This window comes from Promicromonospora sp. NPDC050249, from assembly GCF_040656015.1.
Taxonomy (GTDB): domain Bacteria; phylum Actinomycetota; class Actinomycetes; order Actinomycetales; family Cellulomonadaceae; genus Promicromonospora.
This window is the reverse complement of sequence record NZ_JBFAKY010000004.1, coordinates 123,782-146,101: the sequence shown is the minus strand read 5'-3', so window position 1 is coordinate 146,101 and position 22,320 is coordinate 123,782. Positions and strand designations below refer to the sequence as shown.

Below are 22,320 nucleotides of genomic sequence, written 5' to 3'. Positions count from 1 at the left end.
TCGCGACTCTGCGTCCGAGGCGCGACGATCGCGCCCACAACCAAGCAGGGCGGTTAGCCGACCTCGTTGGCCACGCGCTCCTCGGCCTCGGTGATCGCCTCGTCCACAGGGGTGGACTCGGACATGACCGCCGAGTGGAGCTCGCCCAGGATCGTCTGGATGGCCGCCGTGTTCTGACCCACCGGGTTCTCCGGCAGGGTGTCGTGCGTGGTGTAGGCGAAGCGGGACAGCTCGTCCTGGGGCACGCCCTCCAGCGAGAAGATCGCGTCCGCGACCGTGTCGTCGATGAGAGCCGGCGTGATGCCGATCCCGGCGAGCGCGGCGGCGCCCTCGGGGCCCGCGGCGAACTTGAGGAAGTCCTTCGCGGTGGCGATCTTCGACTCGTCGATCCCGGCGTTGATGCCCATGGTCGTCGGGTCACCGAAGCTGACCGGCGTGTTCTCCGTGCCGGTCGTCGACTCGTCGAGCTGCGGGATGGGCGCGATGCCCCACTCGAACGTGTTGGCCGCACCCGAGGCCTGCTCGGCCACGAGCGTGCCGATGTACCACGAGCCCATCGGCATCATCGCCGCCTTCTGGGTGCCGAACTGCGCCTGGTAGGTCAGCTCGTTCGTGGTGACCGTGGCGTAGGACGGCTGCGAACCGGCGTCCTGCATCGCGAGCTCACGCTCGTAGTACGGCGCGAGGTACGAGAAGTCGCCGCCGTCGATGGAGGCGCCATCGGTCTGCGCGAGCGCGAAGCCCTGCACGGTGGACTGCCAGCTGTGCAGGTAGGTACCGGTGACCTGCTTCTCGTCGAGGCCCTTGGTCAGCTTCTCGGCGGCGTCGGCGTAGTCGTCCCAGGTCCAGGAGCCGTCGGGCAGGTCGACACCGGCCTGCTCGAACATGGCCTTGTTGTAGTAGAGCAGCCAGGTGTCCTGGCGGTAGGGCACCGCGAAGGTCTTGCCGTCGACGGCCATCGGCTCGAGGCCACCCGTCGCCGGGTCGAGCTCTGCGGCCACGTCCGAGATGTCGAGGAGCGTGCCACCCTCCTGGAACGTCACGTAGTTCTTCAGGTTCTTCACGATGAAGACGTCCGGCGCCGCACCGGCCGACAGGTCGGCGGTGAGTGCCGTGTCGTAGTCGTCGCCCGCCGGGTACTCCTTGAGCTCCACGGTGACGTCCGGGTTGGCCTCGTGGTAGGCGTCCGCGAGCGTCTGGAACTCCGGCGTGGACGCGAAGTCCCAGCCGGCCAGCGTGATGGTGACGGGGCCTTCGGGGGCCTCCGGCTCGGACTCGGCGCCGCACCCGGTCAGTGCCAGCGACGCGGCGGCGGCAACGCCGACCGCGCTCATGAGCTTGCGGTTCATTCCTACTCTCCTTCGAGTATTCCGCTCCCACGACGCCTTGCTGGCGGTTGTCGGGAGCGGCGTGTGTGGTCAGGGCAGGGTTGCCGTGGTCTGTTCCCCGTCCGGCCAGGTCACGGCGGCCTGTCCGGCGGTGAGCTCGAGGCGCGGCTGCCCGATGGCGGGCGTGCGCGCCAGGTAGATACCGACGGCTACCCACCCGTCCGGGACCGGCGCGTACCGCGACCAGGGGGTCACGGTCGGGCCGGCCAACGGGGTGGCGTCGTCGGAGGTCGTCTCGCCGCACACCGGTGCGACGTCGCCCAGCAGCGGGACCACCGTGGAGACGAGCCCCGGACCGGCGGACCAGCCGCCGATCCGCAGCGCCGTGGCCCCGGTGGTCTCGATCGTCCCGGCCTGGGCGAGCGCCGAGACGCGCACCAGCCGCACCTCCCAGGCACCGCGGACCAGGGACACGGTGGTGATCCGGCCCGCAGGGGTCGAGGTGCCCGGCCGGCCGGAGCCGTGGTCGGGGACGGTCGGGTCGGGCTCGACCCAGTGGGCCTCGGCCGTCGAGGACAGCACGGCTGCGGTCTCGACGGGCTCGACCACCGGTCCGGTCTCGAAACCCGTGCGGTGCGTCGCCAGGCCGTCGGCGTCGAGCAGCACCACCGACTGGTCCAGGGGCGAGTCCCACGCCTCGGCGTCGAGCAGCGGCGAGGTCGCCGTCGAGTAGCCGAGCCGCGCGTAGAGGGGCGAGTCGCCGACGTCGGCCCCCGGCACCGCGTGGTCGGTGCCGTGGTTGATCACGCGGACGATGCCGTCGTCGCGCGTGGCGCTGATCGCCCAGCCGGGCGCGGCGGCGATCGCCAGCACGTCACCGACCTCCACGGGGAGCGGTTCGGGGGCGGCGGTCCACACCTCGTGGGACGCAGGGAGCGCCAGGCCGAGCAGGCCCTTGCTCGCCCAGTAGGGCGACCCGGGGCCGCTGTACCGCTGTGCGATGGGACGCCACGGGCCGTGCCAGCCGAGGGTGAGCAGGCCGTCCGGTCCGGGCACGTCGTGCGCGGCGAAGTGCCGCACGATCCGCGTCGCGGCCTCCCTGAGCTGCCCGGGGCGGCCGACTCCGGCGAAGGCGCCGGCCCAGAACGGCGCGGCGGCCGCGAAGCGGTAGGTGAGGCTGCGGCCCTGGATGAGCGGGCCGCCGTCCGACCCGACGAGCGCCAGCGCGTCGTCGAGGTAGCGCGCCAGGTGCTCGCGGTCGGCTGCCGACCGGGTCGTCAGGTCGTCGCCGGCCGCCGACGCGACCTCCGCGGCGCCCGTCATCCGCTCCCACAGAGCCGGGTACAGGTGCAGGGCCCAGCCCGTGTAGTGGTCGAAGCTCCGCTCGGGACCGTCGGCGAACCAGCCGCCGGGACGGTGGAACCGGTCGTGCGCCGCGAGGTCGTGCACCATGTCGTCGGCGGAGAACGGGCCACCGACCGAACGCAGGAACGTCTCGACGACGATCCGGAACCACACCCAGTTGTTGTCCGGGTAGTCGAGGTCGCCGACGACCGACGCGAGGTACTCGACGGTCCGTTCCTGCACCTCGGGCGACAGGCGGTCCCAGATCCAGGGCCGCGTCATGTCGAGGATCAGGGCGAGCGAGGCTGCCTCGACCTTGGCCTGGCCGTGCTCCTCCGGCCGGGTCCAGCGCTCGGGGTGTGCGGGGTCGGTGCCTGCCGCCAGCCCTGCCGCGTACCGCTCGGCGAGGCCCGTCGGGTCTTCCCCGTCCTCGCCCGCGAGCCGGAAGCCGGCCAGCAGGAACGTCCGCGCGAACCCCTCGAGGCCGTCGACGGCGGTGCCGTACCCGCCGGGCTTGCCGGGCAGCGTGATGAGCGACCCGCTCGGCGAGGCGTACGGCCGGACCCCGGCCAGGAGCCGGTCGGCGTAGGCCGTGAGCCAGGCGCGGGCCTCAGGCCCGGTCTGCATGACGGGGACGTCGCGGCTCATGCGACGAACTCCATGTCGGCGCGGGTCACGGCGCTCCGCGGGGAGTCACCCCGTGCGTACCGCTCGAGCTCGTCGAGCGCGGCGGCGGTCATCCGCCGTGTCTCCGTCCCGAGCGAACCGGCGATGTGCGGCGTGATCATGACGTTGGGCAGGTCGTACAGCACCGACGACGCCGGCAGCGGCTCCGGCTCCGTGACGTCGAGCATCGCGTAGATGCGGCCGGTCGCGCACTCGCGCTCCAGCGCCGCGGTGTCCACGACGGCGCCGCGCGCGGTGTTGATCAGGGTGGCGCCGTCCGGCAGGAGCGCCAGCTCGCGCGCGCCGATCAGCTTGCGCGTCGAGGGCAGCTCGGGGACATGCAGGGAGACGATGTCGGAGGCGGCCAGCAGCTCGTCGAGCGGCACCAGCCGCGCACCGGCCTCGGCCACGGCGGCGGGGTCCGCGAACGGGTCCGCGACGAGAAGCTCGCGCGTCTCGGGGCCGGAGCCCTGCACGGTCAGCCGCGCTACCACCTGGCGCCCGGTCCGGGAGAAGCCGACGATCCCGACCACCCGGTCCCGGTTGGACAGGACCTCGTGCTCGCCCAGGTAGGACCAGTCGTCGCGCCGCGTGCGGGCGATGTTCGCGAGGAACGGCGCCTTCTTGCCCGCCATGAAGATCGCGGCCACCGTGAACTCTGCGACCGGCAGCGCGTTCTCCGCGACGGCGTTGGTGACGAGCAGCCCGCGCTCCCAGACGGCGTCGGACACGAGCGGCCGGACCGTGCCGGCGCAGTGCAGCACCGCGCGCAGGTTCGGCGCGAGGTCGAGGACCTCCGCGGTGATCCGGGGGGCACCCCACGAGGTGAGGAGCACCTCGACGTCCGCCAGCCGTTCCTTGGCCTCTGGCGTGTCGTAGGCGGTGACGCGTACGGGCTCACCGAGCAGCGCGAGCTCGCGCAGCCGGGTTTCCTCCTCAGGACCGAACTGCATCTTCCGCGCTCGGTCGTCCATGACGAGCAGGACCTCAGGTCGCCGCACCACAGCTCTCCTCCCCATCGAGTTCGCGTTCGCCTGATCATCCAGCCGAACAGTTCCGATCAACTACGATCGGACGATGGCTCATTGAAGCCCACGCCACGTGGCCTTGGCAAGCCCCTGGCTCTCGGCAGAGAAATCCTCTACGATCATTTTCGATCACTGGAGGACAGCACATGACAGCAGCGCCGCTGCCTGCTCCCGACGTCGCCGACCGGGGCTTCTGGGCGTCCGACCGCGTCGTCGAGGCCCTCGTGCCGACGGAGGCGACGGCGGACGCCGAGCGCGGCACTCCGTGGCCGCAGACCCTCGCCTCGCAGTACGCCAGGTTCTTCCGCGACGGCGACCGCACGGTCTACGAGGCGAACGTGGCCGCCCGGCACGCGCGCCTCACCCGCGCGACGCTGGCGGCGCTGCTCGACCCGCGCACGGACCGAGTCGACGAGGTCGTCGACGGCGTCCTGCTGCTGTGCGAGCAGTCGACCTGGTGCTGGGCGGCCCACGACGACACGCAGACCCGGTTCGGCCGGGTCACGCCCACCGTCACCGAGCCGTACCTGGACCTCGGGGCGGGCGAGGTCGCCGCGCAGCTCGCGTGGATCGACCACCTGCTCGGCCCGGTGCTCGACGAGCGCGCCCCCGGCGTGCGGTGGCGGATCCGGCAGGAGACCCAGGCCAGGGTGCTGCGGCCCTTCACCGAGCGCCGCGACTGGTGGTGGCTCGGCGTCGACCACCCGATCATGAACTGGAGCCCGTGGATCCAGGGGAACGTGCTGGCCGCCAACCTCGCGCTGGAGGAGGACCCGGACCGGCGCCGGGCCGTCACCGCGCTCGTCGCGGAAGGGATAGCCGCCTACTGGGCGTCGCTGCCCGCCGACGGCGGGGTGGACGAGGGCTACAGCTACTGGTGGCAGGGCGCCGCCCGCGCGCTGGAGGCGCAGGACCTGCTCCGGTTCGCCGGGACCGAGCCGGAACCGGCGGCGCTGGACCGCATCCGCGCGACCATCGCGTTCCCGCACTCCATGCACCTCGGCGGCGGCTGGTACGTCAACGTGGCCGACAGCGTCGCGCGCCCGCTCGCGACGTGGCCGTGGAACGTCGTGCACGCCTGGGCGCTGCGCGTAGGCGACGGCGACGCCGCCCGGCACGCGTCCGCCCACCGCAGGCTGCCGGGCGGCCTGTTCGACGAACGTGCCTCCCTCCCCCGGGCCGTCCGGCTGCTCTCCGACGCCGCGTGGGCCGAGGCGCCGACCGCCGCTCCGCCCCTGGTCGGGTGGGCGCACTTCCCCTCGACAGGGATCGCCGTGGCCCGCTCGGCGCCCGGGTCCGCGCGAGGCCTCGCGGTCTCGGTCAAGGGCGGGCACAACGGCGAGAACCACAACCACGTGGACGTGGGCTCGGTCGTCGTGGCGCTCGACGGCGTACCCGTGGTGGCCGACGCCGGCAAGCCCACGTACCGCGCGGGCACCTTCGGACCGGACCGGTACGACCTGTGGATGGTCCGGGGGGACTGGCACAACGTCCCCCGGGTGCGCGGCGTGGAGCAGGCCCCGGGCGAGCGGTTCGGCGCGCGCGGCTTCGAGGTCTCTGACGGCGGAGCGGACTCCCGCCGCTGGCGGGCCCTGCTGGATCTCGGCGGGGCCTATCCGGTGGACGGGCTCGAGCACTGGTGGCGCGAGACCACGCTGGACCCGGGCGCCGAGACGGTGACCGTCGAGGACACCTGGACGTTCTCGGACGCGGCGCCCGTGGCGTCCGCCGACGGCTCGACAGCGTGGCACTGGCTCCTGGCCGGCGACGTCACGCTCACAACCGGCCGTGCACAGGTCCGGTTCACCCCGGACGACGGCCCGGCGACGGCACGCGTACTCTCCCTGACCTGGGATCCTGATGCCGTCGACGCCGAGCTGGACGTGCGCGAGCTGGACGACGCCGAGCTGTCGGCCGTCTGGGGCACACATCTGACCCGGTTGCGGCTGACCGCGCGTACCGAGGCGCCGTCCGGCACGTTCCGAGTAACCATGAGACCCACCGGGTCCGTACCGCAGGAGGTTGCATGACTGAGGAAGCGCCGCTCCCCAGCGAGCGTCGGGCGCGCCTCATCGCGCGAGTGCGGGAGACCGGTTCGGCGCGCGTGAGCGACCTGTCGCGTGTACTCGGCGTGACACCAGTGACCGTGCGACGCGACCTCGCGCTGCTCGTCGCGGACGGCACGCTGGAGAAGGTGCACGGCGGCGCCCGGATCCCGGCCCGTAGCGCGGGCCTCGGTGCTCGCACGGGTGCCGGCACCGGCATCCCCCAGCCCGATCCGGCCTCCGGCGACCGTGTCGACCAGTTGACCATCGGCATGGTCGTGCCCTCCATCGAGTACTACTGGCCCGAGGTGATCCGCGGCGCGCGGGACGCCGCGCGCGGAGAGGTGCGGCTGATCCTGCGCGGCGCGTCGTACGAGGTCGACCAGGTCCGGCGCCAGGTGGCCGCGCTCGTCGGGGAGGATGGCGGACCGGGTGTGGACGGTCTCCTCGTGGCGCCGCCCGTCGACGGGCCCGAAGCCGCCGAGCTCGGTGAGTGGCTGGCCGGCCTGAGCGTCCCGGTGGTGCTGATGGAACGGCGGCTGGCGACCGGCCCGTACCGCGAGCCGCTGGAGTCGGTGGCCACCGACCACGCGCTCGGCTCAGGCGTGGCCACGCGGCACATGGCGGAGCGCGGGCACCGGCGGGTGGGATTGGTGACGTCGCGGACCAGCCCGACCTCGGCCGCCGTGCGGCGTGGTTTTCTCGCGGTGGCGGACGAGCTGGGCCTCGACGTGGTGGTCGACCTGGAGACCGTGCCGATGTTCGACGCCGACTGGGCCGACGAGGCCGCCGCCGTGCTGGACAGGTGCGCGGAGACCGGAGCGACGGCGCTCATCGTGCACTCCGACCGGGAGGCGATCTCGCTGGTCGAGCAGGCGCAGGAGCGCGGCGTGCGAGTGCCAGCGGACCTCGCGGTGATCGCGTACGACGACGAGGTCGCAGGCCTGGCCGACCCGCCGCTCACCGCGGTGCGGCCGCCCAAGGCGGCGATCGGCGCGGGCGCGCTGGAGCTCCTGATGCGCCGCCTTGCGGCCCGGGCGGATGCCGCGGCGTCGCCTGGCAGCGACGGCGGCGACGCGGTGACCGGGGCGGACCGGCCGGTGCACCGCATCGAGCTGAGCCCGCGGCTGATCGTGCGCGCCTCCAGCGCTCCCCGCGGCTGAGGCTCGGAGAAAGACCTAATCCGCGGAGTGTGTTGCGCTCAGTGCACAATGTCTACTGAGCGCAACACACCTCGCCCGGGTATGCATTGCCCGGCACCTCCGCCCGCACGTGCCCGCCGGCTAACTTCCCGGCGCGGGGTCATAGCGCCGCAGGGAGCTGCTCTCGCGCACCACCTCGCGGAGCGCCGCCAGATCGCCGGACACGACGCCGACCGCGCGTGCCTGCACGAGCACGTTCCCGAGGGCCGTCGCCTCGACCGGTCCCGCGATCACGGGCAGCCCCGCCGCTTCGGCCGTGAGCCGGCACAGCAGCTCGTTCTGCGACCCGCCACCGACCACGTGCACTGCGTCCACAGCCACGCCTGCCAGGGCAGATGCCTCGGAGATCGCCCGAGCGGACGCCGCGGCCAGGCTGTCGAGGATCACGCGGACCAGGGCCGGCCGCGTACCGGGCAGCTCGACGCCGAGGCGGGCGACGGCGGCGGACACCCGGCGGGGCATGTCGCCCGGGGCGAGAAACTCGTCGCCGTCGACGTCCACGAGGCAGCGCCCTCCGGGCTCGGCCTCTGCGGCGGCGAGCAGGCCTGGCAGGTCGACGGACGCACCGTCGTCTGCCGCCCAGGCCCGGACGCACTCGTCGAGCACCCACAGCCCCATGACGTTGCGCAGGTACCGGACCGTGCCGTCGAGCCCGAGCTCGTTGGTGAAGTTCGCTGCGCGGCTCGCCTCGGTGAGCACGGGAGCCGGCAGCTCCAGCCCGACGAGCGACCACGTCCCCGACGAGATGTACGCCGCAGAGGCCCCGAGCGGCGCCGCCGCCACGGCGGAGGCCGTGTCGTGCGAGGCGACCGCGAGCACGGGCACGTCGCCCAGCCCCGTCGCCTCCCGCACCTCCGGCAGCAGGTGCCCGACGGCGGTGCCCGGCTCGACGAGCTCCGGCAGCCGGTCGCGGAGTCCGGCGAGCTCGGGACGTGCCGCGGCGAGCCGGTCCAGGAGGTCGGCCGACCAGCCGCGCGAGCGAGCGTCGAGCAGTCCGGTGGTCGACGCGTTGGTCACCTCCGCGACCCGACGCCCGGTGAGCCGGTAGGCGATCAGATCGGGGATCAGCAGAAGCCGCTCGGCCCGAGCCCACTCGTCGGCGTCGCTGGTCGAGACCCCCGCCACCAGCTGGAACTCCGTGGTGAACGGCAGGTTCTGCAGCCCGTTGACCGCGTAGTGATCCGCGAACGAGATCTGCCGGTACACCTCGGCGGCGACCCCCTCGGTGCGCGCGTCCCGGTAGCAGTGCGGGTCCGCCACCAGCTCGCCGGCGCCGTCGAGCAACCCGTAGTCGACAGCCCACGAGTCGACGCCGATCCCACGGATCTCGAGGCCCCGTTCGCGCGCGACGTCGCCCGCGGACCGCAGCCCGTCGAGGATCCCGCGCCACAGCGCGCGCACGTCCCAGCGGAGCTCGCCGCGCTCGCCGGGCACGGGTCCGTTGAGGAACCGCCCGCACTCGACGAGCTCGACCCGCCGGCCGTCCACCACACCGAGCATCACCCGGCCGCTGGTCGCGCCGAGGTCGATCGCGACGAAGCCGGCGGTCTCGGTCGAGTCACTCACCGCAGGAACGCCGCTGACACGCCCGCGTCGACGGGTACGTGCAGGCCTGTCGTGTGCGAGAAGTCCGAGGTGCACAGCGCGAACACGGCGGACGCCACGTTCTGGGGCAGCACCTCGCGCTTGAGCAGGGTGCGCTGCGCGTAGAACTCGCCGAGCTTCTCCTCCGGCACCCCGTAGACCGCCGCGCGGTTGGCCCCCCAGCCGGACGCGAAGATGCCCGACCCGCGCACCACGCCGTCCGGGTTCACGCCGTTCACGCGGATGCCGTGCTCCCCCAGCTCGGCGGCGAGCAGCCGCACCTGGTGTGCCTGGTCGGCCTTGGTGGCGGAGTAGGCGATGTTGTTCGGCCCCGCGAACACGGAGTTCTTCGAGGAGATGTAGACGATGTCGCCGCCCAGCCCCTGGTCCACCAGGACTCGCGCCGCTTCACGTGAAACCAGGAACGAGCCCTTGGCCATGACGTTGTGCTGCAGGTCCCAGTCGGCCTCGGTCGTGTCGAACAGGGACCGCGACAGGGACAGCCCTGCGTTGTTCACCACGAGGTCGACGCCGCCGAACGCGAGCACGGCCTCCCGGATCCCGGCCTGCACGGCGGCCTCCGACGACACGTCCATGGCGACACCGATCGCGACGTCCGCCGAGCCCAGCTCGGCAGCGGCGTCGGTCGCCTTCGCGAGATCCAGGTCCGCGACGATCACGCACGCGCCCTCGGCCGCGAGCCGCTGGGCGATCGCCTTGCCGATGCCCGACGCCGCCCCTGTCACGAGGGCGACCCTCGTCGCCAGCGGCTTCGGCGCGGGCATGCGCTGCAGCTTCGCCTCCTCGAGCGCCCAGTACTCGATGCGGAACTTCTCGTCCTCGGCGATGGGCGCATAGGTCGAGATCGTCTCGGCGCCGCGCATCACATTGATCGCGTTGACGTAGAACTCGCCGGCCACGCGCGCCGTCTGCTTGTTGCGCCCGTACGAGAACAGGCCGACGCCCGGCACCAGCACGATCGCCGGGTCGGCGCCGCGCATCGCGGGCGGCTCCTCGCCGCGGGCCCGCGCCGTCGCCGCGCCGCGCTCGTAGTAGGCGGCGTAGTCCGCGCGGTAGGCGGTGTGCGCCTCGCGCAGGGCGGCGACGGTCTCCTCCACGGTGGCCGACGTCGGAACGTCCACCACCAGCGGCTTCACCTTGGTGCGGAGGAAGTGGTCGGGGCAGGACGTGCCGAGCCCGGCGAGCGGCAGCAGCCGCTCCCGCGCGAGGAAGTCCAGCACGACGTCGGAGTCGGTGAAGTGGCCCACCTGCGGCGCATCCGCTGACGCGATGCCACGGATCACCGGGGCGAGCGCTGCCGCCCGGGCGCGCCGCTCGGCGTCGGGCAGGGCCTCGTAGCCGGGGCGGACGGCGCCGAACGCGTGCACGCCGTCGGCCGCGAGGGCCGCCGTCCGCGACTCGATGAACTCCTCGGCGCGCCGGATGATCCCGAGCGACCGCTCCTCCGCCTCGTCCGAGGTGTCACCCCAGGCGGTGATGCCGTGCCCGCCCAGGATGCAGCCGATGGCCTGCGGGTTCGCGGCCTTGATCGCCGCGATGTCGAGGCCGAGCTGGAATCCGGGCCGACGCCACGGCACCCAGACGACATCGGAGCCGAAGATCTCCCGGGTCAGCGCCTCGCCGTCGGCCGCAGCGGCCAGCGCGATCCCCGAGTCCGGGTGGAGGTGGTCCACGTGGGCGGCGTCGACCAGGCCGTGCATGGCGGTGTCGATCGACGGCGCCGCGCCACCCTTGCCGTGCAGGCAGTAGTCGAACGCGGCGACCATCTCGTCCTCGCGGTCCAGGCCCGGGTACACATCGACGAGCGCGCGCATCCGGTCCAGCCGCAGCACGGCCAGGCCCTGGGGCTGGAGTGTGCCGAGGTCTCCGCCGGAGCCCTTGACCCACAGCAGCTCGACGGGCTCGCCCGTCACGGGGTCGGTCGCGGTCCCCTTCGCGGACGTGTTGCCGCCCGCGTAGTTGGTGTTGCGGGGGTCGGCGCCCAGCCGGTTCGAGCGGGCGACGAGCGAGGTGACCGTCGGGTTGTCAGTCGCGTCGGCAGTCTGGTTCGTCATCGGGCTGCTGCTTCCGTCTCGGTGGGGTGGGCCTCGTCGGTCGGGCTCGCCGAGACCGGGATCCCGGCGAGCTCGGCCGGCGGAGGCGTGACGTCGTGGTGGTGCGGTGCTTCGTGCGGTGTGCCGACGAGCCCGTCGACGGTGAGCCAGGCCGCGATACGCGTGATGCTGCGTGCCGCGCCCGCTGTACCCGGCTCGTTGAGGTGGCCGTGGTACGTGCTGTCCTCGCGGACGAGCAGCACGTCGACGCCGGCCGCGGCGAGCTCCGCGCAGTACGCCTCGCCGGAGGACCGCAGCGCGTCGTGGTCGGACGTGACGACGAACGTGGGCGGCAGCCCGCGCAGGTCCTGCCCTCCGGGGTGGGCGTACGGGGAGATCGGCACGTCGCTGTTGCCGAGGTAGTTGGCGCCCATCGCACGCATCGCCTCGGGCGGGAAGTCCCGGTCGGGCGGCAGCGCCGCGATCTTCGCGGCGAGCTCCGGGCTGGGCGCCGGGAGCTCGTAGTGCGCCACGGGGTAGGCCAGCACGATCGACCGCGGCTGCGGGCCGCCCGCGTCGCGCAGGCGGAGTGACGCGCCGGCCGCCAGGTTGCCGCCGGCGCTCGCCCCGCCCAGCGACCAGCGCTCCGGGCCGACGCCGAGACCGGCGTCCCGCGCCCAGCCGTAGGCGAACGTGACCTCCTCGGATGCCACGGGGAACCGCACCCCGTCAGGTGCCGCGGAACCGGCCGGGTCCCAGTAGTCGAGGTCCGGCGCGAGCCGGTAGTCGACGCTCACGACCACCACGCCGACGTCGGCGAGCCGCCGCGCCACCCAGTCGGCCTCTGGCATGTCGAGGTCGCCGTACATGAACGCACCACCGTGCGCCCACACGAGGCCGGCCACCCGGTCGGCGCCGGCCGCCGGCTCGTAGACCCGCACCCGCAGGTCGCCGTGGGGGCCGTCGAGCAGACGGTCCCCGACGATGCCGCTCACGCGCCCCATCCGGCCTGGGCGCCCCCGACACGCTCGGCGGCGATCTTCTCGGCGTACCCGGACGCCTTGAAGGCGGCGGTCGGGTTCGGGTCCAGGCCCATCTCCTCGCGCACCTCGGCGACGAGCGGGCGGACGTCGGTGTCGTACGCGTCCATGAGCACAGCGTGCGCGCCGAGCACGTCACCCGATAGCTGGGCGGCGGTGAGCGCCTCGACGTCGACGAGCAGCGCCTTCGCCGTCGCCTCCTGGACGTTCATGACCGAGCGGATCTGGGCCGGGATCTTCGGCTCGATGTTGTGGCACTGGTCGAGCATGAAGTTGACGCCGCTGTCCGGCGCGTGGGCGCCGGCTGAAACGATCTCGTGCATGATCCGGAACAGCTGGAACGGGTCCGCGGCGCCGACCATGAGGTCGTCGTCGGCGTAGAAGCGGCTGTTGAAGTCGAAGGCTCCGAGCCGCCCCTGGCGTAGGAGCTGCGCCACGATGAACTCGATGTTGGTACCGGGCGCGTGGTGGCCGGTGTCGAGCACCACCTTCGCCCGGTCGCCCAGGGCCATGACGTGCAGCAGGGACGTGCCCCAGTCCGGGACGTCGGTGATGTAGAACGCGGGCTCGAAGAACTTGTACTCGAGCACCATGTGCTGGTCGTCGTCGAGCGCGGCGTAGATCTCGGCCAGCGACTCGGCGATCCGGTCCTGCCGGGCGCGGATCGAGTCCTGGCCCGGGTAGTTCAGGCCGTCGGAGAGCCAGACCTTGAGGTCCTTGGAGCCGGTCGCACGCATGACGTCGATGCACTGCTTGTGGTGGTCCACCGCCTTGGCCCGGACCCGGGGGTCGGGGTGGGCGAGGGAGCCCAACATGAAGTCGTCGTCCTGGAAGACGTTCGAGTTGATCATGCCGATCTGCACGCCCAGGTCCTCGGCGTGGCGGGCGAGCACCTCGAAGTCGTCCACGAGGTCCCAGGGGATGTGCAGGCTGACCCGCGGGGCCACGCCGGTGTACTGGTGCACCTGTGCGGCGTCGGCCAGCTTCTCGAACGGGTCGCGCGGTACGCCCGGCTGGCCGAAGACCTTGAACCTCGTCCCCGAGTTGCCGAACGCCCACGACGGCAGCTCGATCGTCTGCTGCCGGAGCGCGGACTTGGCCGCCTCGGTTCGTGTGGATGCCGCCATGGCGTCCTTCCTCTCCGCGCACTTCCTCGTGCACCATCTTGAAACGATCGTCTTGAAACGATTCAGTCGGAGCCTATGCGGCGGGTGCTCCCCCGGTCAACCCCATCTGCGACGAGCGCGGTTGGTGGAACTCCGCCGCGTCCAAGCGGTCCAGCATGCAACCAGCGCGAATTCGATGCTCAACCACTTGATGGCGGCGGGCTTTCGGGCGACCAAACGCCGGCAGCGGCCGCCTCCTAGGGACGACGGCCGCCAGCGGTCCAGCAGATCGCGGCCCTCAGTACCGCGCGTCGGCCCGAGCGGCGTAGCCGCTGGAGACGATGATCCCGCGGCGCATCGGCGCCTCACCCCGGACCGAGTCCGTGCGCAGCGCCTCCACCCAGGCCGCGGTACCAGATGCGGTCGGCGTGACCCCGTAGCGCCCATAGGTGTCCACCACCCGGTTACGCACCGCGTCCGGGTGGTCCCACAGCTGCTTGATGATGGCGGTGCGGGACGATCCGCGCAGCGCGTTCACCCAGGACGTCAGCGAGTTCGCCGTCGGCGTACGGCCCAGGATGTGCCGGAACAGTGCCGTCATGTAGGCCCGTTCGGTGCCACCCACGCGGTAGTAGTACGAGTTCGTGGCCATCAGGAGGGCCTCGTGCTCGTCGATGTTGCGCCCGCCCTTGATGAGCTCGAGGTGGGCCGCGATCTGGGCGTTCGTCGGCTTGAAGCCGAGCGTGGTCTGGAACGCCTCGTTGATCCGCACGCGGCGGTAGGTGCTCGACTGCTCCATCCCGTCGGCCAGGACGCCGGGGCCGCTCTCCGCCACCCGCGGCACCCACCCGTCGACCTCGGCTGGCGTCGCCTCACGCCCGAAGCTGTCCCGGTAGATCGCCTGCACCAGGTTGAACGTCTGCTCTGGGTACTCGGCGTACTGCTCGGCGTAGTCGGCGGTAGCAGCCTGGATGCTCGCGAGCTGCGGGTAGCCCAGGTCGCCGGGGCACGCGGTGTAGTGCGTGTCGCGGTGCCCGAACACGCGTGGGAGCACCACCTGCTCGCCCGCGTCATACCGGCCGGTGTCCGTGAGGCCGGCCGACGTGAAGGTGGCCGACTGTGCCGGGTCCACGCCATACTCCGCGAGCCGGAACCCAGCGATCTGGGCGACGCCGTCCATCTGTTCGGCTGACGGCGCCTCGCTCATAAAGGTGCCGAGCATCGACACGCCCACGGTCCTGTTGTTGAAGCCGCCGGCGTGCGCTCCGATGATCGGGGCGTCGATGCTGCCCTGGGCACCCTCGTAGATGTTTCCCCACTTGTCGACCAGGAAGTTGTAGCCGATGTCGCACCAGCCGTTGCTCTCTTGGTGGTACGCCTGGTCGTTGCGGATGAGCTGCATGGCCTCGGCGACCGTCGCGTAGTCGTTCGGGTTCACCGTGTGGTGCACCACCGCGCCTTCGAGCCGGTCGCCGGCGCCCCACGACGTGCCGGGCGTGCTGATCGCGCCGTCCGGCGGGCACTCGGGGATGGCGCGCGGCGGAGCGGCTCCCCACTCGGCACGCGTGATGATCGTGGGGCCGGGTGTGTCCGACGTGGCGGCCACGGTGCCCGATGTCTTGGCAGCGGCCGTCGAGACCTGGTCGGAGGCGACGAGTGTGAGCTCGGCGCCCTCGGGGAGCGTGGCCGTCGGGTTGACCGTGGCGACCTGGACCGCGACGGAGTCGCCCACGTGGACCGGAGCGGACATGAACTCGGTCTGCTCGCCGTCGGGGACGTCGCTGGACTTCTCCAGGTGCGCCCACTCACCCCACGCCCCGTCGGCGGCCAAGGCCCGGACCTGTAGCTCCGGCATGGCGGCGTCGATGGCAGCGGGCCAGCGCAGGCCCACGGTCTGGAAGCCACCCGGGGCCGCCACCTCACCCGCTATGCGGCCCGCGGAGTCGGTCGTGTCGAGCACGACCTCGCCGTCGGCCACCGTGTCGGCGGCGGTCCCCACCTCGGGGGAGGCCGTGGTGACGTCGCTGACCCGCTCGGACGCGGCGGGAGCGGCCGCGATCGCGATGTTCTCGACCGTCGCGGCCGCCGGCCCGGCGTCGGGCAGCACCGACTCCTGGGGGGTCAACGGTGCCGAGGTGCCCTCGGGTTCGAAGGACGGCTCCTGCGAGAGCGCCGTCGCCGCCGGGGCGAGCGCGCCACCTAGCACGATCGTCGGGGCCATCCCGAGAACTATCGTCTTTCCCACCACGCTGCGTGTGAACGAGGCCCCACGCCTCGATCGGGATGTCGGTGCTGCCACGTGCCGGGCCACTTGCTTCCTCCTCGCATCAGAGCGCCGGTCCGCGCACAGCGCGGACCGGCGCAAATACCAGAGGGACAGTAATAGCGGCCGACCGGCGTGAACCCCGATCTCACCCGCTCCGGAGCGGGTGAACCTCGGCCAACACGGTCGCGGCAGTTCACCGCGCCGCGGCCGTACCAGCCGCTCGTCGGCACCACGTCAGGTGATCGGCAACCCGGGCTGCCGATCACCTGACGTTCTACCGATCACACGGTCGAGTGCCGGCCGAGTCCTGGCCGAGCGACGGCTCAGAAGTCGAAGTCTTCGATGTTGCTCTCGTCGTAGACGTAAGGCTCACCGAGCAGCACCTCGCCGTTTGCCCCGACCGTGAACTCGCCCAGGCGCCCCGCGGTGAAGGTCTCGCCCTCCTCGCCCGTGATGTCGCCCGCAGCCAGGGCCGCGGCGGCCTGCGTCGCCAGGTAGCCGAGGTCGGTCGGGTTCCACAGCGCGAACGCCTCGACCGTCCCGTCCTCGACGTACTCCCGCATCTGGTTGGGCGTGCCGAGCCCGGTCACCGCGACCTTGCCCTTGTACTCCGACGTCGACACGTAGCGCGCTGCCGCGGCGATGCCGACGGTCGTGGGCGAGACGATGCCCTTGAGGTCGGGGTGCGACTGCAGCAGCGCGGCGGTCTTGTCGAACGACGTCTGGTCGTCGTCGTCGCCGTAGACGGTCTCGACCAGCTCGATGTCCGGGTAGTCGGACGCGAGCTTCTCCTCCATGAGCGCGATCCACGCGTTCTGGTTGGTCGCGTTGGCCGACGCCGACAGGATCGCGATCTCGCCCTCGCCGCCGATCTGGTCCGCGACCAGCTCGAGCTGCTTGTCCGCGATGCCCTCGGGCGAGGCCTGGTTGACGAACAGGTCCCGGAACTGCGGCTCGGTGTCGGAGTCGAACGTGACCACCTTGGTGCCTGCCGACCGCGCCTCCTCCAGCGCGTCGCCGATCGCCGTCGGGTCGTTGGCCGAGACCACCAGGGCACTGACCCCCTGCTGGGCCGCGGTGTTGATGAACGGCACCTGGGCGTCGGGCGAGGCGGCGTCCGGGCCGACCTCCTCGACCGTGGCGCCCAGCTCCCCTGCCGCCTCCTCCGCGCCCGCCGTCGACGCCTCGAAGTACGGGTTGCCCAGGTTCTTGGGCAGCACGGTGATCGTCAGCGCGTCGTCGCCACCACCGCCACCCCCGCCGTCGCTCGAACCGCAGGCGGTCAGGCCGAGCGCCAGCATGGCGGCCGTGCCGGCCGCGAGCACAGATGTGAACTTCATCGTCCGTCTCCTCACGTTCGTTGCCCGACGGCGCTCCGCCGTCGGACTCTCAGGCCGCCCGCTATGCGCGGGGCGACCACGGAAACAACCAGCGCCGTGCCGATCACTATGTTGATGACGTTGACCGTCACGCCCTCCAGGCGCAGCGCGCTGCCGAGCACCCCGATGAGCAGGACGCCCGCGACCACCCCGTGGATCGCGCCGCGTCCGCCGAAGATCGACACCCCGCCGAGCAGCACGGCGGCGACCACCTGCAGCTCCATACCCGTCGCGTTGTCGCCGCGCGCGCTGCCGTAGCGCAGCGTGTAGTAGACGCCCGCGAGCGCCGAGACCGCCCCGGACAGCACGAACAGGATCAGCAGGGTCCGCTTGACGTCGACGCCGGAGAACCGGGCGGCCTCGCTGCTGCGGCCGATGTCGAGCACGTTCCGGCCGAACGGTGTCGCGTGCAGCAGCACGGCGAAGATCGCGATCACGAGGAGCAGCCCGAGGGTGATGACCGGGTAGGGCGACTCCCCCAGCTTCTCCGTGGCGCCGTCGGTCCAGGACTCGGGGAAGCCGGTGACGGCCGTGGTGCCGAGCAGGCCGACGGCGAGGCCACGGTAGAGGGCGAGCGAGCCGATGGTGACGGCCAGCGACGGCAGGCCCGCGTATGCGACCAGTGCGCCGTTGATCGCGCCGCACACCGCGCCGAGCAGCACCGAGATCAGCAGCGCGGCCCAGAGGCCGAGCCCAGCCTGGTGGAGCAGCCCGAACGTGACGCTGGACAGGCCGACCACCGACGCGACCGACAGGTCGATCTCCCCGGTGGCGATGATGAGCGTCATCGGCAGGGCGATGAGCAGCACAGGGGCGACGTCGAGCGCCAGGTAGGTGATGGTGAGCGGGCCGTCGAAGTTGTTGACCACCGCGGACGCGACGATCCAGGCCACCACCAGGATCGCGATGGTGAGCATCTCGCGGGTGAGCAGCGCACGCTGCCACCAGGGACGGGCGTGGGTCCTCATGCGCTCGCCTCCTCACGGCCGTTCGGGCTGTCTCCTCGTGGGCCGACGCCGGGTGGCGCCGCACCGCCGGGCGGGCCCGCGTCCCGTTCGGCGGCCAGACGCCGGGAGCGGCGGTTGGCGAGCACCCGGTCCAGCGCGATGGCGCCGATGATGAGCGCACCGACCACGGCGCGCTGCCAGAAGTCGGGGATGCCCACGACGGGCAGCGCCCGGTTGATGGTCAGCAGCAGCATCGCGCCGAGGGCGGCGCCCGCGACCGTGCCGCTGCCGCCGAAGATCGCCACGCCGCCCACGACGACGGCGCCGACCACCTGCAGCTCCATGCCGGTCCCGGCACCGGAGGACACGGTCCCGTAGCGGGCGGCGAACATCACCCCGGCCAGCCCGGCGAGTGCCCCGTTCAGCGCGAACGCCCACAGCAGCCGACGCCGGACAGGCAGGCCCTGGAGCGCCGCCGCGTCGGGGTCGGAGCCGATGGCGTACAGCTGACGCCCGCCGCGCGACGTGTACATGTAGTAGCCCACGGCGACCAGCACGATCGCGGCGACGACGGTGAGCACCGGCACGCCCAGCACCTGCCGCGTGCCCAGGCCGAGGAAGGCGCGCGGCATGTCGCCGGCGTCGATCCGGTCGCTGCCGGCCCAGGTCAGCGTTACGCCGCGGTAGACGTACAGCGTGCCGAGCGTGATGACGAGGGCGGGCACGCGGGCGAACGCGACGATCGAGCCGTTGACCAGGCCGAGCAGCGTCCCGACCGCGACGGCGACGAGCGTGACCACGACGACGGGCAGGTCCGGTGCCTCCATGAACAGCCGGCCGGTCAGGTACGCCGTGAGGCCCAGCACCGACCCGACGGAGAGGTCCACGTTGCGCGTGATGACGACGACCGCCTGGCCCACGGCGAGCACCACGAGGATCGCGGGCGTGAGCAGCAGGTCCCGCCAGCCGCCCGCGCTGAGCAGGAAGCCGGGCTGGATCGCGGTCGTCACGCCGATCACCACGAGGAGGGCGAGGGCGATGCCCGCCTCGCGGCGGCGCAGGACGTTCCTCATGCCGCCCCCTCGGTCTCGGCGCCGCTGGTCTCGGAGTGACTGCGGGTCGCGCCCGGCGTCGCCGCGCGCATCACCGCCTCGGGCGTCGCCTCCGCGCGGCTGAGCTCGGCGGCGATGCGCCCCTCGCGCACCACGAGCACACGGTCAGCCATACCCAGTACCTCCGGCAGCTCGGACGAGATCATCAGGACGGCCAGCCCCTCGGCGGCCAGGGTGGACAGCAGCCGGTGCACCTCGGCCTTGGTACCGACGTCGATCCCGCGGGTGGGCTCGTCGACGATGAGCACCTTCGGCCCGGTGGCCAGCCACTTCGCGAGCACCACCTTCTGCTGGTTGCCGCCGCTCATCGTGGTGGCGAGCGCGTCCAGCGCCCCTGCCTTCACCTCGAGCCGGCCGGACCAGTCGCGCGCGAGCCGCGCCTCGGCGTCGGGCAGCAGGAGGCCGAGGCGAGCCAGGCGCCGCCGCATGACGGACGACACGTTGCGCCCCACCGACGACTCCGTGACCAGACCCTGCAGGCGACGGTCCTCCGGGACCAGGGCGAGGCCCGCGGCGATGGCCGCCGCCGGGTCGCCCGGCCGCAGGGGGCGTCCGCCGACGGTGACCCGGCCGGCGTCATACCGGTCGACGCCGAACACCGCCCGCGCGATCTCGCTGCGCCCGGCCCCGACGAGGCCCGCCAGGCCCACGATCTCGCCCGCCCGCACCTCGAAGGACACGTCGTGGAAGGTGCCCGTCGACTCCAGGCCCTCCACCCGCAGCACCACCTCACCGACGGTGCTCGGCACCTTCGGGTAGAGCTCGGCCACGTCGCGGCCGACCATGCGGCGCACGAGCTCGTCGGGCGTGACGTCGGCCACGGCGTCCGTCGAGACGTGCTCGCCGTCGCGCATGACGGTCACGGTGTCGCAGAGGTCGGCCACCTCGTCGAGGCGGTGCGAGATGAAGACGACGGCGCGGCCCGCGTCGCGCAGCCCTCGGGCGACCGCGAACAGGCGGCGCACCTCGACCGCGCTCAGCGCCGCCGTCGGCTCGTCCATGACAAGGAGGCGAGCGTCCAGCGAGATCGCCTTGGCGATCTCGACGATCTGCTGGTCCGCGATGGAGAGCCCCTCGGCGGGGCGGTCGGGGTCCAGGTCGACACCGAGGTCCCGGAACAGGTCCCGGGCGCCCTCGCGCATCGCGCGCCGGTCGATCCGGCGGAACCGGCCGAGCGGCTCGCGGCCCAGAAAGATGTTCTCCGTGACGGTCAGGTCGGGAAAGCTCGCGGGCTCCTGATGGATGACGGCGACGCCGGCGGCCTTGGCCTCGGCGGGTCCGGCGAAGTCGACGGGCTCGCCGTCGAGCTCGACGGTGCCCGCGTCCCGCCGGTGCACCCCGCCCACGATCTTGACCAGCGTGGACTTGCCCGCGCCGTTCTCTCCGACAAGGGCGTGGATGCTGCCCGGCTGGACCACCAGGGTGCCGGAACGGAGCGCCGCCACCGGCCCGAAGGACTTGGCGACCCCCTCGAGGCGCAGCGTCGGTGCGGCGTTCGGCATGTCTCTCCGTCGAGCTGTGCGGGCGGTCGACGATGACCGCTGGTCTGTCCTCACACGGGTTGAATCGTTCAAACCGATACCTCGGAAGATAGACCTGCCAGGTCAGAGCGTCAAGAACTTCCGGCGCGTCCGTTGCCGTGCGCTTTCACTTACGGAACTCTTGATCGATCAGGGGTGAACATAGCCCGCAGCACTCATGGAGGTGACCGGATATGAGCCAACCAGTGGCCGAGGAGCACGCGCCCCCCGGCGAAGAACCGACCGAGCTCAAGCGGGTGATGGGGCCCAAGCTCCTCCTGCTCTTCATCGTCGGGGACATCCTTGGCACCGGCGTGTACGCGCTCACCGGACAGGTCGCGGAACAGGTGGGTGGGGCTGCGTGGGCGCCGTTCATCCTCGCGTTCGTCATCGCCCTGATCACCGCGTTCTCCTACCTGGAGCTGGTCACCAAGTACCCCCGTGCGGCAGGCGCCGCGCTCTACACCCACAAGGCATTCGGGGTACACCTGTTCACCTTCATGGTCTGCTTCACCGTCATGTGCTCCGGCATCACGTCTGCGTCGACGGCGTCGCGGGCCTTCGCCTCCAACCTCGCGGTGGGCTTCGGGCTGGACAAGGACAACGCGACGCTCATCATCACCGTGGCACTGATCTTCATGGCCGTGGTAGCGGCTGTGAACCTGCGCGGTGTCGGCGAGAGCGTGCGGGCCAACATCTTTCTCACGCTCATCGAGCTTTCCGGCCTGCTGCTCGTCATCCTGGTCGGCTTCTACGCCGTGTTCGCCGGCCGGACGGACTTCAGCCGCACCATCATCTTCGAGGACGCGAGTGATCGGGGTGTCTTCTTCGCCGTGACGGCAGCGACGTCGCTGGCCTTCTTCGCGATGGTCGGCTTCGAGGACTCCGTGAACATGGCGGAAGAGACCAAGGACCCGGTCCGGAACTTCCCCAAGATGATGATCACCGGCATCGGTATCACCGGAATCATCTACGTGCTCATCGCGCTCTTCGCCGTGGCCATCGTGCCCGTGGGCGAGCTGGGGGCGAGCGACACGCCACTCGTCACCGTCGTCGAGACTGCCGCACCAGGCATCCCGGCGGGCGACATCCTGCCGTTCATCTCGATGTTCGCCGTGGCCAACTCGGCGCTCATCAACATGCTCATGGCCAGCCGCCTGCTGTACGGCATGGCCAAGCAGAACGTGCTGCCCGGCATCCTGGGGCGGGTCAACCCCCGCCGCCAGACGCCGTGGGTCGCCATCCTGTTCACGACCGTCATCTCGTTCGGGCTCATCTACTTCGTCAGCCGCGACCCGGACAACGACGTCGTCGCCGCCCTGGGTGGTACGACGTCGCTGCTGCTGCTTGCGGTGTTCGCGATCGTGAACGTGTGTGTGCTGGTGCTGCGCCGCGACCCGATCGACCGCAAGCACTTCGTGGCGCCGACAGTGCTGCCGATCATCGGTGCGCTCGCCTGCGCGTTCTTCGTGGGCCCGTGGACCGGGCGGCCCGTCCTCGAGTACCAGATCGCCGGTTGGCTGCTCGGTATCGGGTTCATCCTGTGGATCTTGACGTGGATCACGAACCGCCTGCTCGGCCAGGGCACCGCGATCACCGATCCGAATGCCCTCAGCGAGCGCGAGGGCGGCGTCAACTAGACCGGGCCCCGCGCCTCGACCGCCGCGGGGAGACGCCTGGTCCACGGGATGTGTTGCGC

Annotated in this window: 15 protein-coding genes; 3 read left to right on the top strand and 12 right to left on the bottom strand. The window is 72.0% G+C overall.

Annotated features, from left to right (window positions below):
• Positions 1–53: 53 nt before the first annotated feature.
• The 3 genes from AB0I32_RS04660 to AB0I32_RS04650 all read right to left on the bottom strand — a co-directional run bounded on the left by AB0I32_RS04660 (position 54) and on the right by AB0I32_RS04650 (position 4,339).
• Entirely contained in the window at positions 54–1,349 is a 1,296-nt protein-coding gene (locus AB0I32_RS04660; RefSeq protein WP_357503365.1) for a sugar ABC transporter substrate-binding protein, read from the bottom strand.
• A 69-nt stretch (positions 1,350–1,418) separates the two neighbouring features.
• Positions 1,419–3,320, bottom strand: a complete 1,902-nt coding sequence (locus AB0I32_RS04655; protein ID WP_357503363.1) for a DUF2264 domain-containing protein — start codon at positions 3,318–3,320, stop codon at positions 1,419–1,421.
• Positions 3,317–4,339 carry a hydroxyacid dehydrogenase gene (locus AB0I32_RS04650; RefSeq protein ID WP_357503361.1) on the bottom strand — a complete coding sequence of 341 codons (1,023 nt, stop codon included), beginning with the start codon at positions 4,337–4,339 and terminating at the stop codon, positions 3,317–3,319. The genes AB0I32_RS04655 and AB0I32_RS04650 overlap by 4 nt, the downstream gene beginning before the upstream one ends.
• 173 nt (positions 4,340–4,512) lie before the next feature.
• On the opposite strand from AB0I32_RS04650, the gene AB0I32_RS04645 reads away from it, so the two are divergent.
• Positions 4,513–6,396, top strand: a complete 1,884-nt coding sequence (locus AB0I32_RS04645) for a heparinase II/III family protein (RefSeq protein ID WP_357503359.1) — start codon at positions 4,513–4,515, stop codon at positions 6,394–6,396.
• Positions 6,393–7,574 (top strand): substrate-binding domain-containing protein, encoded by a 1,182-nt coding sequence (locus tag AB0I32_RS04640; RefSeq protein ID WP_357503357.1) that lies wholly within the window; start codon positions 6,393–6,395, stop codon positions 7,572–7,574. Before AB0I32_RS04645 ends, AB0I32_RS04640 begins: the two co-directional genes overlap by 4 nt.
• Before the next feature lie 120 nt (positions 7,575–7,694).
• On the opposite strand, the gene AB0I32_RS04635 is transcribed toward AB0I32_RS04640, so the two are convergent.
• The 9 genes from AB0I32_RS04635 to AB0I32_RS04595 all read right to left on the bottom strand — a co-directional run bounded on the left by AB0I32_RS04635 (position 7,695) and on the right by AB0I32_RS04595 (position 20,603).
• A complete protein-coding gene (locus tag AB0I32_RS04635) occupies positions 7,695–9,179 on the bottom strand; it encodes a rhamnulokinase family protein (protein ID WP_357503355.1) in 1,485 nt (494 codons plus the stop codon).
• A complete protein-coding gene (locus AB0I32_RS04630; protein WP_357503353.1) occupies positions 9,176–11,272 on the bottom strand; it encodes a bifunctional aldolase/short-chain dehydrogenase in 2,097 nt (698 codons plus the stop codon). Before AB0I32_RS04630 ends, AB0I32_RS04635 begins: the two co-directional genes overlap by 4 nt.
• The gene (locus AB0I32_RS04625; protein WP_357503351.1) at positions 11,269–12,246 is read right to left on the bottom strand and encodes an alpha/beta hydrolase fold domain-containing protein; all 978 of its coding nucleotides are present in this window, start codon (positions 12,244–12,246) and stop codon (positions 11,269–11,271) included. Before AB0I32_RS04625 ends, AB0I32_RS04630 begins: the two co-directional genes overlap by 4 nt.
• Positions 12,243–13,418 (bottom strand): L-rhamnose isomerase, encoded by a 1,176-nt coding sequence (gene rhaI, locus AB0I32_RS04620; RefSeq protein ID WP_357503349.1) that lies wholly within the window; start codon positions 13,416–13,418, stop codon positions 12,243–12,245. The genes AB0I32_RS04625 and rhaI overlap by 4 nt, the downstream gene beginning before the upstream one ends.
• A gap of 277 nt (positions 13,419–13,695) precedes the next feature.
• Positions 13,696–15,618 carry an N-acetylmuramoyl-L-alanine amidase gene (locus AB0I32_RS04615; protein WP_357503347.1) on the bottom strand — a complete coding sequence of 641 codons (1,923 nt, stop codon included), beginning with the start codon at positions 15,616–15,618 and terminating at the stop codon, positions 13,696–13,698.
• Between the two features lie 368 nt (positions 15,619–15,986).
• Entirely contained in the window at positions 15,987–17,003 is a 1,017-nt protein-coding gene (rhaS, locus tag AB0I32_RS04610) for a rhamnose ABC transporter substrate-binding protein (RefSeq protein ID WP_357503345.1), read from the bottom strand.
• An 11-nt stretch (positions 17,004–17,014) separates the two neighbouring features.
• A complete protein-coding gene (locus tag AB0I32_RS04605; protein WP_357503343.1) occupies positions 17,015–18,010 on the bottom strand; it encodes an ABC transporter permease in 996 nt (331 codons plus the stop codon).
• Positions 18,007–19,062: an ABC transporter permease gene (locus AB0I32_RS04600; protein ID WP_357503341.1), complete on the bottom strand. Its 1,056-nt coding sequence runs from the start codon at positions 19,060–19,062 to the stop codon at positions 18,007–18,009. The genes AB0I32_RS04605 and AB0I32_RS04600 overlap by 4 nt, the downstream gene beginning before the upstream one ends.
• The gene (locus AB0I32_RS04595) at positions 19,059–20,603 is read right to left on the bottom strand and encodes a sugar ABC transporter ATP-binding protein (protein ID WP_357503339.1); all 1,545 of its coding nucleotides are present in this window, start codon (positions 20,601–20,603) and stop codon (positions 19,059–19,061) included. Before AB0I32_RS04595 ends, AB0I32_RS04600 begins: the two co-directional genes overlap by 4 nt.
• 212 nt (positions 20,604–20,815) lie before the next feature.
• Between AB0I32_RS04595 and AB0I32_RS04590 the strand changes: the two genes are divergently transcribed.
• On the top strand, positions 20,816–22,261 hold the full coding sequence (locus AB0I32_RS04590) for an APC family permease (RefSeq protein ID WP_357503337.1): 1,446 nt from the start codon (positions 20,816–20,818) through the stop codon (positions 22,259–22,261).
• Positions 22,262–22,320 lie beyond the last annotated feature (59 nt).